Genomic DNA, 13,833 nt, shown 5'->3' with positions numbered 1-13,833 from the left:
ATGGCCCTACTGCAGATCGCCGAACCCGGCCAAAGTCCTCAACCGCACCAGCGTCGTCTGGCTGTGGGGATCGACTTGGGCACTACCAATTCGTTGGTCGCTGCATTGCGCAGCGGTCTTTCCGAGCCCTTGGCTGACGCAAATGGCAATGTCATTTTGCCGTCTGCCGTTCGCTATCACGCTGATCGCGTCGAGGTTGGTGAGTCGGCGCGTCTGGCAGCCGCAAGCGACCCTTTCAATACCATCCTGTCGGTCAAGCGTTTGATGGGGCGCGGTGTGTCTGACGTCAAGCAATTGGGTGAGCAGTTGCCTTACCGCTTTGTTGGCGGTGAGTCGCATATGCCGTTTATCGACACCGTGCAAGGGCCTAAAAGCCCGGTTGAAGTGTCTGCCGATATTCTGAAAGTGCTGCGTGAGCGTGCTGAAAAGACTTTGGGCGGGGAATTGGTGGGTGCGGTGATTACCGTTCCGGCCTATTTCGACGATGCTCAGCGTCAAGCCACTAAAGATGCTGCCAAATTGGCGGGCCTCAATGTGCTGCGTTTGCTCAATGAGCCAACCGCAGCGGCCGTGGCTTACGGGTTGGATCAGTCGGCTGAAGGGGTTGTGGCTATTTACGACCTGGGCGGAGGCACGTTCGATATTTCGATCCTGCGCCTGACCGGCGGTGTATTTGAAGTGCTGGCCACCGGTGGTGACACCGCGTTGGGCGGCGATGATTTCGATCATGCGATTGCGGGCTGGATCATTGAGCAGGCGGGTTTGTCCGCTGATCTTGACCCCGGCACTCAGCGCGCTTTGCTTCAGGCCGCTTGCGCTGCCAAGGAAGCGCTTAGCGATGCATCTTCTGTAGCGGTCACGTTTGGTGAGTGGCGTTCAGAGCTGACCCGCGAGGCTTTTGATGCGTTGATTGAGCCCATGGTTGCCCGCAGTCTCAAAGCCTGCCGGCGCGCCGTGCGCGATGCCAACATCGAAATTGAAGACGTTCAGGCCGTGGTCATGGTCGGCGGTTCGACCCGCGTACCGCGTGTGCGTGAAGCGGTGGCAGCCATGTTCGGCCGTGAGCCGCTGACCGATATCGACCCGGATCAAGTGGTAGCCATTGGTGCTGCGATCCAGGCCGATACGCTGGCGGGTAACAAGCGTGAAGGTGGCGAGTTGTTGCTGCTGGACGTGATTCCATTGTCGCTCGGTCTTGAGACCATGGGCGGCTTGATGGAGAAGGTTATCCCGCGCAACACCACGATTCCAGTGGCCCGTGCGCAGGATTTCACGACCTACAAAGATGGTCAGACGGCCATGATGATTCATGTGCTGCAAGGCGAGCGTGAACTGATCAGCGATTGCCGTTCTCTGGCACGCTTTGAGTTGCGTGGTATTCCGCCGATGGTGGCCGGTGCTGCAAAAATTCGTGTGACCTTTCAGGTCGATGCGGATGGTTTGCTCAGCGTCGCCGCTCGCGAGCTGGGCTCGGGCGTTGAAGCGAGCATTCAGGTCAAGCCGTCTTACGGCCTGACCGATGGCGAAATTGCCAAGATGCTCAAAGATTCGTTCCAGTACGCCGGTGATGACAAGGTGGCCCGTGTGCTGCGCGAACAGCAGGTCGATGCGCAGCGTCTGATCGAGGCTGTGCAGTCAGCACTGGAGGTTGACGGTGATCGCTTGCTGGACGCTGAAGAGCGCATGGTCATCGAAGCGCAAATGCAAGAATTGTCTGAATTGATGAAAGGCACAGATGGTTACGCCATCGAGCAGCAGACCAAGCGTCTGTCGCAAGTAACTGATGCCTTTGCTGCCCGTCGTATGGATTTGACGGTCAAAGCCGCCCTGTCTGGGCGCAACCTGAATGAAATCGAGGAATAACTGATGCCGCAGATCATTTTTCTGCCACACGCCGAGCATTGCCCGGACGGTATGGTCGTAGAGGCTGAGACCGGCAAGTCCATTCTCGAAGTGGCCCATGACAATCACATCGAAATCGAAAGTGCTTGTGGTGGTGTCTGTGCGTGCACGACCTGTCACTGCATTATTCGTGAAGGCTTTGACTCGCTCGAAGAAGCTGATGAGCTGGAAGAAGACTACCTGGATCGTGCCTGGGGTCTTGAAGCTCACTCTCGTTTGAGCTGTCAGGCCAAGGTCGGTACTGAAGACCTGACGGTCGAGATTCCGAAATATTCCCTTAACCATGCTGCTGAAGCGCCGCACTGATAAGGAATTGTCATGAGCCTTAAATGGGTTGATGTGCAAGAAATCGCCATACAACTGGCTGAAGCTCACCCGGAGGTTAATCCTCTGACCGTGAACTTCGTCAAGCTGCGCAATCTGGTAATGGCGCTGCCGGACTTTGATGACATCCCGGATCGTGGCGGAGAGAAGGTTCTCGAAGCCATTCAGGGGTTGTGGATCGAAGAAGCCGACTAAGCTTGTAACTACGCAATTATGCAATACCCCAGAACCCGCGTATAATTCGCGGGTTTAATTTTTCGCTTAAATCACTGTTTCTGGAGTTACACCATGGCTGTTCAACGCACTTTCTCCATCATCAAGCCTGACGCTGTTGCAAAAAACGTTATTGGCGAGATCACCACTCGTTTTGAAAAAGCCGGCCTGAAGGTTGTAGCTTCGAAAATGAAGCAACTGTCCAAAGCAGAAGCTGAAGGCTTCTACGCTGAGCACAGCGCTCGTGGTTTCTTCGGCGACCTGGTTGCTTTCATGATCTCCGGTCCTGTTGTTGTTCAGGTTCTGGAAGGCGAAAACGCTATCGCTCTGAACCGCGAACTGATGGGCGCTACTAACCCTAAAGAAGCAGCTGCTGGCACTATCCGTGCTGATTTCGCTGATTCCATCGACGCTAACGCTGTTCACGGTTCCGACTCGGAAGCCGCTGCTGCACGCGAAATCTCCTACTTTTTCGCAGCTACTGAAGTAACCACTCGCTAAGTATTGGCTTGTGAGTGAGGGTGAAGACATGATTGCAACGACTGGCAAAACCAACCTGTTGGGTTTGACTCAACCGGAAATGGAGAAATTCTTCGACTCAATCGGGGAGAAGCGTTTCCGTGCCGGTCAGGTCATGAAGTGGATTCACCACTTTGGCGTCGATGATTTCGACGCCATGACTAACGTCAGCAAGGCCTTGCGCGACAAGCTCAAGGCTATTGCTGAGGTTCGTGGGCCTGAAGTCGTCAGCGAGGACATCTCCAGCGATGGCACCCGTAAATGGGTGGTACGTGTAGAGTCCGGCAGCTGCGTCGAGACGGTTTACATTCCCTCGGGCAAACGCGGCACCTTGTGCGTTTCGTCCCAGGCTGGCTGTGCCCTGGATTGCAGTTTCTGCTCCACCGGCAAGCAAGGCTTCAATAGCAACCTCACCGCCGCCGAAGTAATCGGTCAGGTGTGGATTGCCAACAAATCCTTCGGCAGTGTTCCGGCAACCATCGACCGCGCCATCACCAACGTGGTGATGATGGGCATGGGTGAACCGCTGCTGAACTTCGACAACGTCATCAGTGCCATGCAACTGATGATGGATGACTTGGGCTACGGCATTTCCAAGCGCCGGGTGACCTTGTCTACCTCGGGCGTAGTGCCGATGATCGATGAGCTGGCCAAGCACATCGATGTCTCTCTGGCATTGTCGCTGCACGCACCTAACGACGAACTGCGTAGTCAATTGGTGCCCATCAACAAGAAGTACCCGCTGGCCATGCTGCTTGATTCTTGCCGTCGTTATATGGCGACCTTGGGCGAGAAGCGCGTGTTGACCGTCGAGTACACCTTGCTCAAAGACGTGAACGACCATGTCGACCACGCGCGTGAAATGATCGAGTTGCTCAAAGACACGCCGTGCAAGATCAACCTGATCCCGTTCAATCCGTTCCCGCATTCGGGTTACGAGCGTCCAAGCAACAACGCCATTCGCCGTTTTCAGGAGCTGTTGCAACAGGCGGGTTACAACGTGACTGTGCGTACGACGCGCGGCGAAGATATCGACGCGGCATGTGGGCAGTTGGTGGGGCAGGTCAATGACCGCACCCGTCGCAGCTCGCGCCTGATTGCGGCACGTGAGCTCAATGCCGATGCCGACTCAGCGCCTAACGCTGCCTCTGCGCCCTGAGAGAGGACATTCATGATCCTGCGCGCTGCGCTGTGTGTCGTTTGGGTCGGCTTTATAGCTGGCTGCGTTTCATCGGGTAGCTCAAACCCGATGAACAGCGACAAAGGGCGTGATGCAGCGCGTGAGGCTTATGTACAGCTGGGGCTCGGTTATCTTCAGCAGGGTATGGCAGAGCAGGCCAAAGTACCTTTGGGTAAAGCCCTCGAACTCGACAAGACTGACCCTGACACCCAAGCCGCCCTGGCATTGGTTTTTCAGTCTGAAATGGAGTTTGAGCTGGCTGAGCAGGCATTTCGCACGGCGTTGAACCGGCGGCCTGATGACTCGCGCATTCTCAACAATTACGCCAGCTTTCTGTTTGAACAACAGCGCTACCAAGAAGCCAGTACGTACTTCCAAAAAGCGCTGGCGGACCCTCTCTATCCTGAACGATCGCGCATCTACGAGAACCTGGGGATTACTGCACTCAAGTTAGGGCAGCGTGACTCGGGCCGTCAGCAGCTCGAAAAAGCCCTGCGTTTGAACCCTCGGCAACCCCGCGCACTGCTCGAAATGGCTGAGTTGTCTTACGAAGACAGGCATTATGTGCCCGCACGTGACTTTTACGATCGTTTTAGCCTGCTTAGCGGGCAAAATGCACGTAGTCTATTGCTCGGTGCGCGGTTGGCAGATGTTCTCGACGAGCGTACTTCAACAGCCAATTATGGTCAGCAACTAAAAAGACTCTATCCCGGTACGCCGGAATATCAGCAATACCTGTCGGAGCAATGATGAAAGCGGCGCAACCCGAAGTTCTAGCAGCGACTCGTGTCAATCCTGGTGAGACCTTGCGTCAGGCCCGTGAAAATAATGGCTGGACGTTGGCTGAAGTCGCCATGAAGCTCAATCTGACGGCCAGCTCCTTGAGTAATCTTGAGGCGGGTGCGTTCGACAAGCTGCCAGGGCATACCTTTGCCCGCGGTTATATCCGCGCCTATGCCAAATTGCTCGGTATGGACCAGACTGCGCTGGTGCATGAGTTTGATCTCTACACCGGGACAGATGCCAACGGCAGCAATGTGCATAGCCTTGGTCGTATTGAAGAGCCGGTGCGTATTTCGCACACCATCTTGCGTATTGTCAGCCTGCTCTTGCTGATCGCTGTTATCGGCGGAGGCTTTATCTGGTGGCAGGACCAAACGTCCATGCGCGCCAAAGACCTGATTGGCCTGGCCCCGGAACACGTGGAAGTTGAAGGCGCTGACGGCACCACCCAGATCCACCCGCTCGACGAGCCGGAAGATCAGGCTGTGGCTGAAGCCAAGGTTGAGGCAGAGTCTGCGGCCGAGGCTCAAACCACGACGCAGCCAGATCAGAGTTCGCAGTTGGCACTGCCGCTGGCGTCTGAACCTGCCGCTACCGCCTCCACAACCACAACCGCACCCGCTGCTCCTGCTGCATCTACCACGGCTGTTCTGCCTGCTCCTGCAGCACCTGTCGCGCCAACGCCTGCTGCCACGCCTGTGGCGCCCGCAGTTGCTCCGGTTGAAAGCGCACCGGTAGCCGGTGCTGGCAAGGTTGCAGTTCAATACAGCGCAGATTGCTGGACTCAAGTCACCGACGCCACGGGTAAAGTGTTGTTCGGCGGCCTGAAGCGCAAAGGCGATAATCTTGAAGTGAGCGGCAAGCCGCCTCTAAGTTTGCGACTGGGCTTTGCCCGTGGTGCGCAAGTGACCTACAACGGTCAGGCGGTAGATGTCGCTCCTTTCACCAGTGGCGAGACTGCTCGCCTGAAGTTAGGTCAATAAGTCATGCACGGCGAATCACCAATCAAACGTCGCGAATCGCGCAAAATCTGGGTCGGCTCGGTGCCAGTCGGTGGCGATGCCCCTATTGCTGTACAGAGCATGACCAACAGCGATACCAATGATGTCGCTGCGACCGTTGCGCAAATCAATCGTCTGGAAGCTGCGGGTGTCGATATCGTGCGGGTTTCCGTACCCGATATGGATGCAGCAGAAGCGTTTGGCCGTATCAAGCAATTGGTCAAAGTGCCATTGGTTGCTGACATCCACTTCGACTATCGGATCGCGCTGCGCGTGGCCGAGCTGGGTGTGGACTGCTTGCGAATCAACCCGGGCAACATTGGTCGCGAAGACCGTGTGCGTGCTGTGGTTGATGCTGCCCGTGATCGCGGTATTCCAATCCGAATCGGCGTTAACGCCGGCTCGCTCGAAAAAGACCTGCAAAAGAAGTACGGCGAACCGACCCCTGCTGCGCTGGTAGAGTCGGCATTGCGTCACGTTGAACACCTTGAACGCCTGAATTTCAAGGACTTCAAGGTCAGCGTAAAGGCCTCCGACGTGTTTATGGCCGTTGAAGCCTACCGCTTGCTGGCCAAAGAAATTGTCCAGCCGCTGCACTTGGGTATCACCGAAGCCGGCGGTTTACGTTCGGGCACAGTGAAATCTGCTGTCGGCCTAGGTATGCTGCTCGCCGAGGGAATTGGCGATACTATCCGCATCTCGTTGGCAGCAGACCCGGTTGAGGAAGTCAAAGTTGGTTACGACATCCTGAAATCCCTGCGTTTGCGCTCGCGTGGCATTAACTTTATTGCGTGCCCAAGCTGTTCGCGCCAGAACTTCGACGTGGTTAAAACCATGAACGAGCTGGAAGGGCGCCTCGAAGATCTGCTGGTGCCATTGGATGTCGCTGTGATCGGCTGTGTCGTTAACGGCCCCGGTGAAGCCAAAGAGGCCCATGTCGGTCTGACTGGCGGAACGCCCAACCTGATTTATATCGACGGCAAGCCGTCGCAGAAATTAACGAATGAAAATCTGGTGGATGAGCTCGAAAAGCTGATTCGCCAGAAGGCGGCCGAAAAGGTCGAAGCTGACGCAGCGGTTATCGCGCGCGGCTAATCAAACGAATTAAGGACTTTTTGTGAGCAAGTCTCTGCAAGCCATTCGTGGCATGAACGACATTCTGCCCGACCAGACACCTGTATGGCGTTACGTCGAGGGCAAGGTATCGCGTTTGCTGGATAACTACGGTTACAAGCAAATTCGCATGCCTATCGTCGAGTTCACCGAACTGTTCAAACGCTCCATCGGCGAAGTGACAGATATCGTCGAAAAAGAGATGTACACCTTCGAGGACCGCAACGGCGATTCGCTGACCTTGCGTCCTGAAGGCACGGCGGCGTGCGTGCGTGCAGTACTTGAGCACGGGATCACCGGCGGTGGTCAGGTTCAAAAGTTGTGGTACATCGGTCCGATGTTCCGCCACGAACGTCCGCAGAAAGGTCGCTATCGCCAGTTCCATCAGATTGGGGTTGAAGTGTTCAACCTGGATGGGCCGGACATCGATGCCGAGTTGATCGTGCTGACCTGGCGTCTGTGGGGCGAGCTGGGCATCCGTGATGCGGTCAAGCTCGAACTCAACAGCCTGGGTACCAGTGAGGCCCGCGCTCGCTATCGTGCGGCGCTGGTGCAATACCTGTCCTCGCGCTTGAGCGAGCTTGACGAAGATAGCCAGCGTCGTTTGAAATCCAACCCGCTGCGTGTGCTTGATACCAAGAACGCCGATACACAGGCTGTACTGGTCGATGCACCCAAGCTCGTGGATTACCTCGACGAAGAGTCTCGTGTGCATTTCGAAGGGCTGAAGGCACGTCTGGATGCTGCCGGTATCCCTTACGTGATCAACCCCAAGCTGGTTCGTGGCCTCGATTACTACAGCAAAACCGTATTTGAATGGGTCACCGACAAGCTGGGCGCTCAAGGCACTGTCTGCGCGGGCGGCCGTTATGACGGTCTGGTCGAGCAAATGGGCGGCAAACCGACCACGGGTGTTGGTTTTGCAATGGGCATCGAGCGTCTGATCCTGTTGGTCGAAACGCTTGAACAAATCCCGCAAGAACTGGCGCGTCAGGTGGACGTTTACCTGTGCGCGTTTGGTGAGGCCGCCGAACTGGCTGCCTTGGCCTTGAGCGAACGGGTTCGTGATCAGTTGCCGAACCTGCGCTTGCAGATCAATGCTGGCGCCGGCAGTTTCAAAAGCCAGTTTAAAAAAGCCGACAAAAGCGGTGCGCTGTACGCACTGATTCTGGGCGACGACGAATTGGCCCAGCAAGTGGTAGGTGTCAAACCTCTGCGTGGCCAGGGCGAACAACAAACGATTGCCTGGGATGCTCTAGCTGAGCACTTGGCCACCTGCGTTGTGCAGGGTTGAAGCTGTAAAAACAGCCGATTTAGCGAATAAGGAGTGTTGGGGTGTCGAGTAACGAAGATGAACAGCTGGGCGAGTTGAAAGACTGGTGGCAGCGTAACGGCAAACCCCTGCTGACTGGCGGCTTGCTTGCGCTGGTTGTGGTGTCGGGCTGGCAGCTATGGCACAAATATCAGGCGAATCAGTCGCAAGGTGCGTCGGTTCTCTATCAGCAGTTGCTTGAAACCACACTCACGCCTGACGGTAAGCCCGATGTGGCACGTGTGGCTGATCTGGCCAACAAGTTGAAAGGCGAATACGCAGGTTCCGCCTACGCACAATTTGGCGGGTTGTTCGTGGCCAAAGTGGCCGTGGACAATGGCAAACTCGACGACGCAGCCACTGAGCTGAAAGTCATTGTCGACAAGCCGGCCAACCCAACGCTGGGTGAAGTTGCACGTCAGCGTCTGGCTCAAGTTCTGGCAGCACAAGGCAAAGTTGATGATGCCTTGAAACTGCTTGAAGGTGATTCGGACAAGGCATTCCTGGCCAGCCGTGAAGAATTGAAAGGCGACCTGCTGGTTCAGCAGGGCCGTACTGACGACGCACGTGCCGCCTACGAAAAAGCTAAAGCCGCGCTGTCGGATGAAGCCGCGGTCGGTGGCTTACAAATCAAGCTGGACGACCTGGCCAAAGGGGATGCGTGAAGTGATTCGATGGAAACATGCGGCATTGCTGGCTCTGGTCGTTTTGGCCGCGGGTTGCAGCAGTAACAGCAAAAAAGAACTTCCACCGGCTGAATTGACCGACTTCAAAGAAGAAGTCGTGTTGCAAAAGCAGTGGGATCGCTCGATCGGTGACGGTCAGGGCAAAACCTATAACATGCTGGTGCCAGCGGTTGAAGGTAATAACATCTACGCCGCTGATGTGACGGGCGTAGTGATGTCTCTTGATCGCATGAACGGTGACGTTCAGTGGAAAAAAGACCTCGATCAGCCTGTTTCTGGCGCAGTAGGTCTGGGCTATGGTCTGGTGCTGCTGGGTACCTTGCAGGGTGATGTCATTGCTCTGGATGCCAGCAACGGTGAAGAGAAATGGCGTGCACGCGTTAATAGCGAAGTGCTGGCTCCGCCTGCAACCAACGGCGATATCGTTGTGGTTCAGACCCAGGACGATCATCTGATTGGCCTGGATGCCTCGACAGGCGATCAGCGCTGGATCTACGACAGCACGCCAGGTGTTCTGACCTTGCGTGGCACCGGTGCTCCGCTGGTCACCAATCACCTGGCGGTTGCAGGTCTGTCGACCGGTAAAGTCGTTGCGCTGGATACTCAGACCGGTGTGCCGGTATGGGAGCAGCGTGTGGCCGTACCGCAAGGTCGCTCGGAGCTGGAGCGCATCGTTGATATTGACGGCGGTCTGCTGTTGTCCGGCGGCACGCTGTATGTAGCGAGCTACCAGGGCCGCATGGCAGCACTGGAACTGGAAAGCGGTCGCGTGCTCTGGCAGCGTGATGCTTCCAGCTATGCCGGTGTCGCGCAGGGCTTTGGCAACGTCTACGTCAGCCTGGCGTCCGGTACGGTTGAAGGCGTTGATGAACGCTCGACCACTGCCTTGTGGAGCAACGATGCTCTGGCCCGCCGTCAACTGTCGGCACCAGAAGTGTTCTCCAGCTACGTGGCAGTCGGCGACATGGAAGGCTATCTGCACCTGCTCAGTCAGGTTGATGGTCGTTTCGTTGGCCGTACTCGCGTAGACAGTGATGGCCTTCGGGCACGTCCGCTGGTGGTCGGTGACATGATTTACGTGTTTGGTAACAGCGGCAAACTGGAAGCCCTGACCATTCGCTAAGGCGTCTATGCTTGAGACTCTAGGGTTTCAAGCAGCCTTGCTCTGGCAAGGCTCGCGGCACATATGTGCTGTTCCGAACTCTGGCCGCAGCCTTGCTGCGGCTTTTGTATTTTCTGAAATAACGAAGTGGAGAGCCGCATGGTTCCCGTAATCGCCCTGGTGGGCCGACCTAACGTCGGCAAGTCCACCTTGTTCAACCGCCTGACCAGGACTCGCGACGCAATCGTCGGCGACTTGTCCGGTCTGACCCGTGATCGCCAATACGGTGAGGCCAAGTGGCAAGGGCGTTCCTACATTCTGGTCGACACCGGTGGTATTTCCGGTGACGAGCACGGTATGGACGAAAAGATGGCCGAGCAGTCCCTGCTGGCGATCGAAGAAGCAGATGTTGTTCTGTTCCTGGTAGATGCGAAGGCGGGTTTCACCGCCGCTGACCAGATGATCGGCGAGCACTTGCGTAAGCGTAACAAGCGTTCTTACGTTGTTGCCAACAAGGTCGATAACATCGATCCGGACATGGCTCGCGCCGAGTTCGCACCGTTGGGCATGGGTGATGCGATTCCAATCGCTGGTGCTCATGGTCGCGGTATCACGCAAATGCTGGAAATTGCCTTGAGCAACTTCCCGCGTGACGAAGAAGAGCCGGTCGACGGCGAAGAAGAAATCGTTCTCGAGGGTGAGGAAGCCAAGCGCATTCCTGGCCCAAGCGAAAAAGACGGTATCAAGATCGCTATCATTGGTCGCCCTAACGTCGGTAAATCGACCCTGGTTAACCGCATGCTCGGTGAAGACCGGGTGATCGTGTACGACCAGCCGGGTACCACGCGTGACAGTATCTACATCCCGTTTGAGCGTAATGACGAGAAATACACGCTTATTGACACCGCCGGTGTGCGCAAGCGCGGCAAGATCCACGAAGAAGTTGAAAAGTTCTCCGTGGTCAAAACCTTGCAGGCGATCAAAGACGCTAACGTGGTGATCTTTGTAATGGATGCCCGTGAAGGCGTGGTAGACCATGACCTTAACTTGTTGGGCTTTGCGCTTGAGGCCGGTCGTGCACTGGTTATAGCGATCAACAAGTGGGACGGCATGACCCCGAGCGAGCGAGAGTTCGTGAAGGTTGAGCTGACGCGTCGCTTGTTCTTCGTCGACTTTGCTGACATTCACTTTATCTCGGCGTTGCATGGCACTGGCGTAGGTAACCTGTACCAGTCGGTGCAGAATTCCTTCAAGTCGGCAGTAACGCGCTGGCCGACCAACCGTCTGACCCAGATTCTGGAAGACGCGGTCAGCGAGCACGCGCCACCGATGGTTAACAGCCGCCGGATCAAGCTGCGTTATGCCCACTTGGGTGGTGCTAACCCGCCGATTATCGTGATTCACGGTAACCAGGTTGAGAAGGTTCCGAAGTCTTACGTCCGTTATCTCGAAAACACCTACCGTCGTGTCTTGAAACTGGTCGGTACGCCGATCCGCATCGAGTTCAAAGGTGGCGAGAACCCGTACGAAGGCAACAAGAACTCGCTGACCGACCGTCAGGTCAACAAGAAACGCCGCATGATGTCGCACCACAAGAAAGCCGAGAAAAATCGCAAAGACAAGCGCTGATAGCAGCACGTTTTAGCGTAATGAGAAAGGGTCCTAATGGACCCTTTTTCGTCTCCGGCGTTTGGGCTATTCTCGTTGAGTCCTGTGCCGCAGTCAGTGCCGGGAACTCAACAGGGAACGGCCATGATTATCAGCAAGCTGCCGAATGTCGGCACCACCATCTTCACACGCATGTCGCAGCTCGCGGCCGAGACCGGCGCTCTGAACCTGTCTCAGGGGTTTCCTGACTTTGATGGGCCGCAAGCCCTGCGTGACGCGGTTGGCCGCCATGTCAGCAATGGTCACAACCAGTATTCCCCCATGACCGGCTTGCCTGCCCTACGTCAGCAAGTAGCAGCCAAGATTGCCCGCAGTTACGGTGTTCAGGTCAATCCCGACAGCGAAGTCACGATTACTCCCGGCGCGACCCAAGCCATCTTTTGCGCGATTCAGGCGGTCATTCATGCGGGTGACGAAGTGATCGTCTTTGATCCCTGTTACGACAGCTACGAGCCCTCGGTTGAACTTGCCGGTGGCCGATGTGTGCATGTGCAATTAGGGCTGGGTGATTTTTCGATTGACTGGCAAAAGCTTGAAGAGGCGCTGAGCCCGCGTACGCGCATGATCATCCTCAACAGCCCGCATAACCCAAGCGGTGCGCTCATTACTCGGGCCGAACTGGATCAGTTGGCCAAGCTCATCGAAAACCGTGACATTTACCTCATCAGCGACGAGGTGTATGAGCACCTGGTGTACGACGGCGTGCCCCATGTCAGTGTTTTGTCGCATGCGCAGCTGTACGATCGTGCATTCGTGGTCAGCTCGTTCGGCAAGACTTATCACGTTACTGGTTGGAAAACGGGTTATGTCGTGGCGCCGCCGGCCCTGACAGCTGAGTTGCGCAAGGTTCATCAGTACGTCAGTTTTTGCGGAGTGACGCCTTTGCAGTATGCGTTGGCAGATTTTATGCAAGCTCATCCCGAGCATGTAGAAGAGCTGCCGGGGTTCTATCAGGCCAAGCGCGATCTGTTTTGTGATTTGCTGAGCCCGTCGCGTTTTACGTTCAAACCCGTGGCAGGGACCTATTTTCAACTGGTCGATTACTCTCGAATTCGTCCCGACCTTGATGATGTCGCCATGGCCGAATGGCTAACCCGTGAGCACGGTGTGGCGACGATTCCGGTGTCGGTGTTCTACCAGACCCCGCCTGAAGGGCAGCGGCTGGTTCGTTTATGTTTTGCAAAACGCGAGGAGACGCTGCGTGAAGCAGCAGAAAAACTATGCGTGATCTAAGTGGATTATCCGATTTAACCGTTGCGTTGGTTCAGACCACGCTGGTCTGGCATGACCGTCAGGCCAATTTCGAGCATTTTGAAGAGCTGCTGGAGCAAGCCAAAGGCGCTGATCTAGTGGTGTTGCCGGAGATGTTCACCACGGGCTTCAGCATGGAGTCAGAAACGCTGGCAGAGCCTGAGCACGGGCCTACTCAGGCCTGGATGGTCAAGCAGGCGAAAAGGCTTAATGCGGTCGTGACTGGAAGCATCATCGTACAAGCGGCTGATGGCAGCCATCGTAATCGCCTGTTGTGGGCCCGCCCCGATGGTGAAGTGCTGCACTACGATAAGCGCCATTTGTTCCGCATGGCGGGTGAGCATGAGCATTTCACCCCGGGCGAGCGTCAGGTGCAGTTTGAAGTCAAAGGCTGGCGTATTCGTCCGTTGATTTGCTACGACCTGAGATTCCCGGTGTGGAGCAGTGACCCTCACGACACTGATTTGTTGCTGTACACCGCCAACTGGCCGGGTGCGCGTCGTTTGCACTGGAACCGCTTGCTGCCTGCACGTGCGATTGAAAACTTGTGCTACGTCGCAGCCGTCAACCGGGTGGGAACAGACGGTAAAGGTTTGGTCTATACCGGCGACAGCCATGTCTTCGACTTTCAAGGGGAGTCGTTGCTCAGTGCGGGGGAGGGTGATGGGGTGTTTGAAGTTCGCCTGAATGCGGCTGAACTGGCGGCTTACCGAGAGCGCTTTCCGGCCTATATGGACGCCGATACATTCGAGTTTCGGTAGCGAGGCTTGCCCTCACCC

General features: G+C 56.1%; 14 protein-coding genes. All 14 read left to right on the top strand.

Annotated elements, in window-relative coordinates:
- Nucleotides 1-1,863 carry a Fe-S protein assembly chaperone HscA gene (gene hscA / locus FJD38_RS04930; RefSeq protein WP_146384170.1) on the top strand — a complete coding sequence of 621 codons (1,863 nt, stop codon included), beginning with the start codon at nt 1-3 and terminating at the stop codon, nt 1,861-1,863.
- 3 nt (nt 1,864-1,866) lie between these two features.
- Nucleotides 1,867-2,208, top strand: coding sequence for an ISC system 2Fe-2S type ferredoxin (gene fdx / locus FJD38_RS04925; RefSeq protein WP_047273851.1), 342 nt, complete (start codon nt 1,867-1,869; stop codon nt 2,206-2,208).
- Between the two features lie 12 nt (nt 2,209-2,220).
- Complete coding sequence (gene iscX, locus FJD38_RS04920) at nt 2,221-2,421, top strand: Fe-S cluster assembly protein IscX (protein WP_032879605.1); 201 nt, start codon at nt 2,221-2,223, stop codon at nt 2,419-2,421.
- A gap of 93 nt (nt 2,422-2,514) precedes the next feature.
- Nucleotides 2,515-2,940 (top strand): nucleoside-diphosphate kinase, encoded by a 426-nt coding sequence (gene ndk / locus FJD38_RS04915; RefSeq protein ID WP_010457859.1) that lies wholly within the window; start codon nt 2,515-2,517, stop codon nt 2,938-2,940.
- Nucleotides 2,941-2,968: 28 nt separating this feature from the next.
- Nucleotides 2,969-4,117, top strand: coding sequence for a dual-specificity RNA methyltransferase RlmN (gene rlmN, locus FJD38_RS04910; RefSeq protein WP_122784842.1), 1,149 nt, complete (start codon nt 2,969-2,971; stop codon nt 4,115-4,117).
- A 12-nt stretch (nt 4,118-4,129) separates the two neighbouring features.
- Nucleotides 4,130-4,888 carry a type IV pilus biogenesis/stability protein PilW gene (gene pilW, locus FJD38_RS04905; protein ID WP_122784841.1) on the top strand — a complete coding sequence of 253 codons (759 nt, stop codon included), beginning with the start codon at nt 4,130-4,132 and terminating at the stop codon, nt 4,886-4,888.
- A complete protein-coding gene (locus FJD38_RS04900; protein WP_146384169.1) occupies nt 4,888-5,904 on the top strand; it encodes a RodZ domain-containing protein in 1,017 nt (338 codons plus the stop codon). The genes pilW and FJD38_RS04900 overlap by 1 nt, the downstream gene beginning before the upstream one ends.
- 3 nt (nt 5,905-5,907) lie before the next feature.
- On the top strand, nt 5,908-7,017 hold the full coding sequence (ispG, locus tag FJD38_RS04895) for a flavodoxin-dependent (E)-4-hydroxy-3-methylbut-2-enyl-diphosphate synthase (RefSeq protein ID WP_122784839.1): 1,110 nt from the start codon (nt 5,908-5,910) through the stop codon (nt 7,015-7,017).
- A 22-nt stretch (nt 7,018-7,039) separates the two neighbouring features.
- Nucleotides 7,040-8,329, top strand: a complete 1,290-nt coding sequence (gene hisS, locus FJD38_RS04890) for a histidine--tRNA ligase (RefSeq protein ID WP_122784838.1) — start codon at nt 7,040-7,042, stop codon at nt 8,327-8,329.
- Between the two features lie 41 nt (nt 8,330-8,370).
- Nucleotides 8,371-9,012 (top strand): YfgM family protein, encoded by a 642-nt coding sequence (locus FJD38_RS04885; RefSeq protein WP_122784837.1) that lies wholly within the window; start codon nt 8,371-8,373, stop codon nt 9,010-9,012.
- Nucleotides 9,005-10,156, top strand: coding sequence for an outer membrane protein assembly factor BamB (bamB, locus tag FJD38_RS04880; protein ID WP_146384167.1), 1,152 nt, complete (start codon nt 9,005-9,007; stop codon nt 10,154-10,156). Before FJD38_RS04885 ends, bamB begins: the two co-directional genes overlap by 8 nt.
- 138 nt (nt 10,157-10,294) lie before the next feature.
- Nucleotides 10,295-11,764, top strand: a complete 1,470-nt coding sequence (gene der, locus FJD38_RS04875) for a ribosome biogenesis GTPase Der (protein WP_122784835.1) — start codon at nt 10,295-10,297, stop codon at nt 11,762-11,764.
- A gap of 123 nt (nt 11,765-11,887) precedes the next feature.
- Entirely contained in the window at nt 11,888-13,036 is a 1,149-nt protein-coding gene (locus FJD38_RS04870) for a pyridoxal phosphate-dependent aminotransferase (protein ID WP_146384165.1), read from the top strand.
- Nucleotides 13,024-13,815: an amidohydrolase gene (locus tag FJD38_RS04865; protein WP_146384163.1), complete on the top strand. Its 792-nt coding sequence runs from the start codon at nt 13,024-13,026 to the stop codon at nt 13,813-13,815. Before FJD38_RS04870 ends, FJD38_RS04865 begins: the two co-directional genes overlap by 13 nt.
- Nucleotides 13,816-13,833 lie beyond the last annotated feature (18 nt).

The sequence above is a fragment of the Pseudomonas saxonica genome (genome assembly GCF_007858365.1).
Lineage (GTDB): Bacteria > Pseudomonadota > Gammaproteobacteria > Pseudomonadales > Pseudomonadaceae > Aquipseudomonas > Aquipseudomonas saxonica.
This window is presented reverse-complemented; position numbering and strand designations above follow the sequence as displayed.

Bases quoted from the DNA above. Each gene is read 5' to 3' on its own strand.
- hscA (WP_146384170.1), top strand. From the start codon at position 1: ATGGCCCTACTGCAGATCGCCGAACCCGGCCAAAGTCCTCAACCGCAC.
- fdx (WP_047273851.1), top strand. From the start codon at position 1,867: ATGCCGCAGATCATTTTTCTGCCACACGCCGAGCATTGCCCGGACGGT.
- iscX (WP_032879605.1), top strand. From the start codon at position 2,221: ATGAGCCTTAAATGGGTTGATGTGCAAGAAATCGCCATACAACTGGCT.
- ndk (WP_010457859.1), top strand. From the start codon at position 2,515: ATGGCTGTTCAACGCACTTTCTCCATCATCAAGCCTGACGCTGTTGCA.
- rlmN (WP_122784842.1), top strand. From the start codon at position 2,969: ATGATTGCAACGACTGGCAAAACCAACCTGTTGGGTTTGACTCAACCG.
- pilW (WP_122784841.1), top strand. From the start codon at position 4,130: ATGATCCTGCGCGCTGCGCTGTGTGTCGTTTGGGTCGGCTTTATAGCT.
- FJD38_RS04900 (WP_146384169.1), top strand. From the start codon at position 4,888: ATGAAAGCGGCGCAACCCGAAGTTCTAGCAGCGACTCGTGTCAATCCT.
- ispG (WP_122784839.1), top strand. From the start codon at position 5,908: ATGCACGGCGAATCACCAATCAAACGTCGCGAATCGCGCAAAATCTGG.
- bamB (WP_146384167.1), top strand. From the start codon at position 9,005: ATGCGTGAAGTGATTCGATGGAAACATGCGGCATTGCTGGCTCTGGTC.
- der (WP_122784835.1), top strand. From the start codon at position 10,295: ATGGTTCCCGTAATCGCCCTGGTGGGCCGACCTAACGTCGGCAAGTCC.
- FJD38_RS04870 (WP_146384165.1), top strand. From the start codon at position 11,888: ATGATTATCAGCAAGCTGCCGAATGTCGGCACCACCATCTTCACACGC.
- FJD38_RS04865 (WP_146384163.1), top strand. From the start codon at position 13,024: ATGCGTGATCTAAGTGGATTATCCGATTTAACCGTTGCGTTGGTTCAG.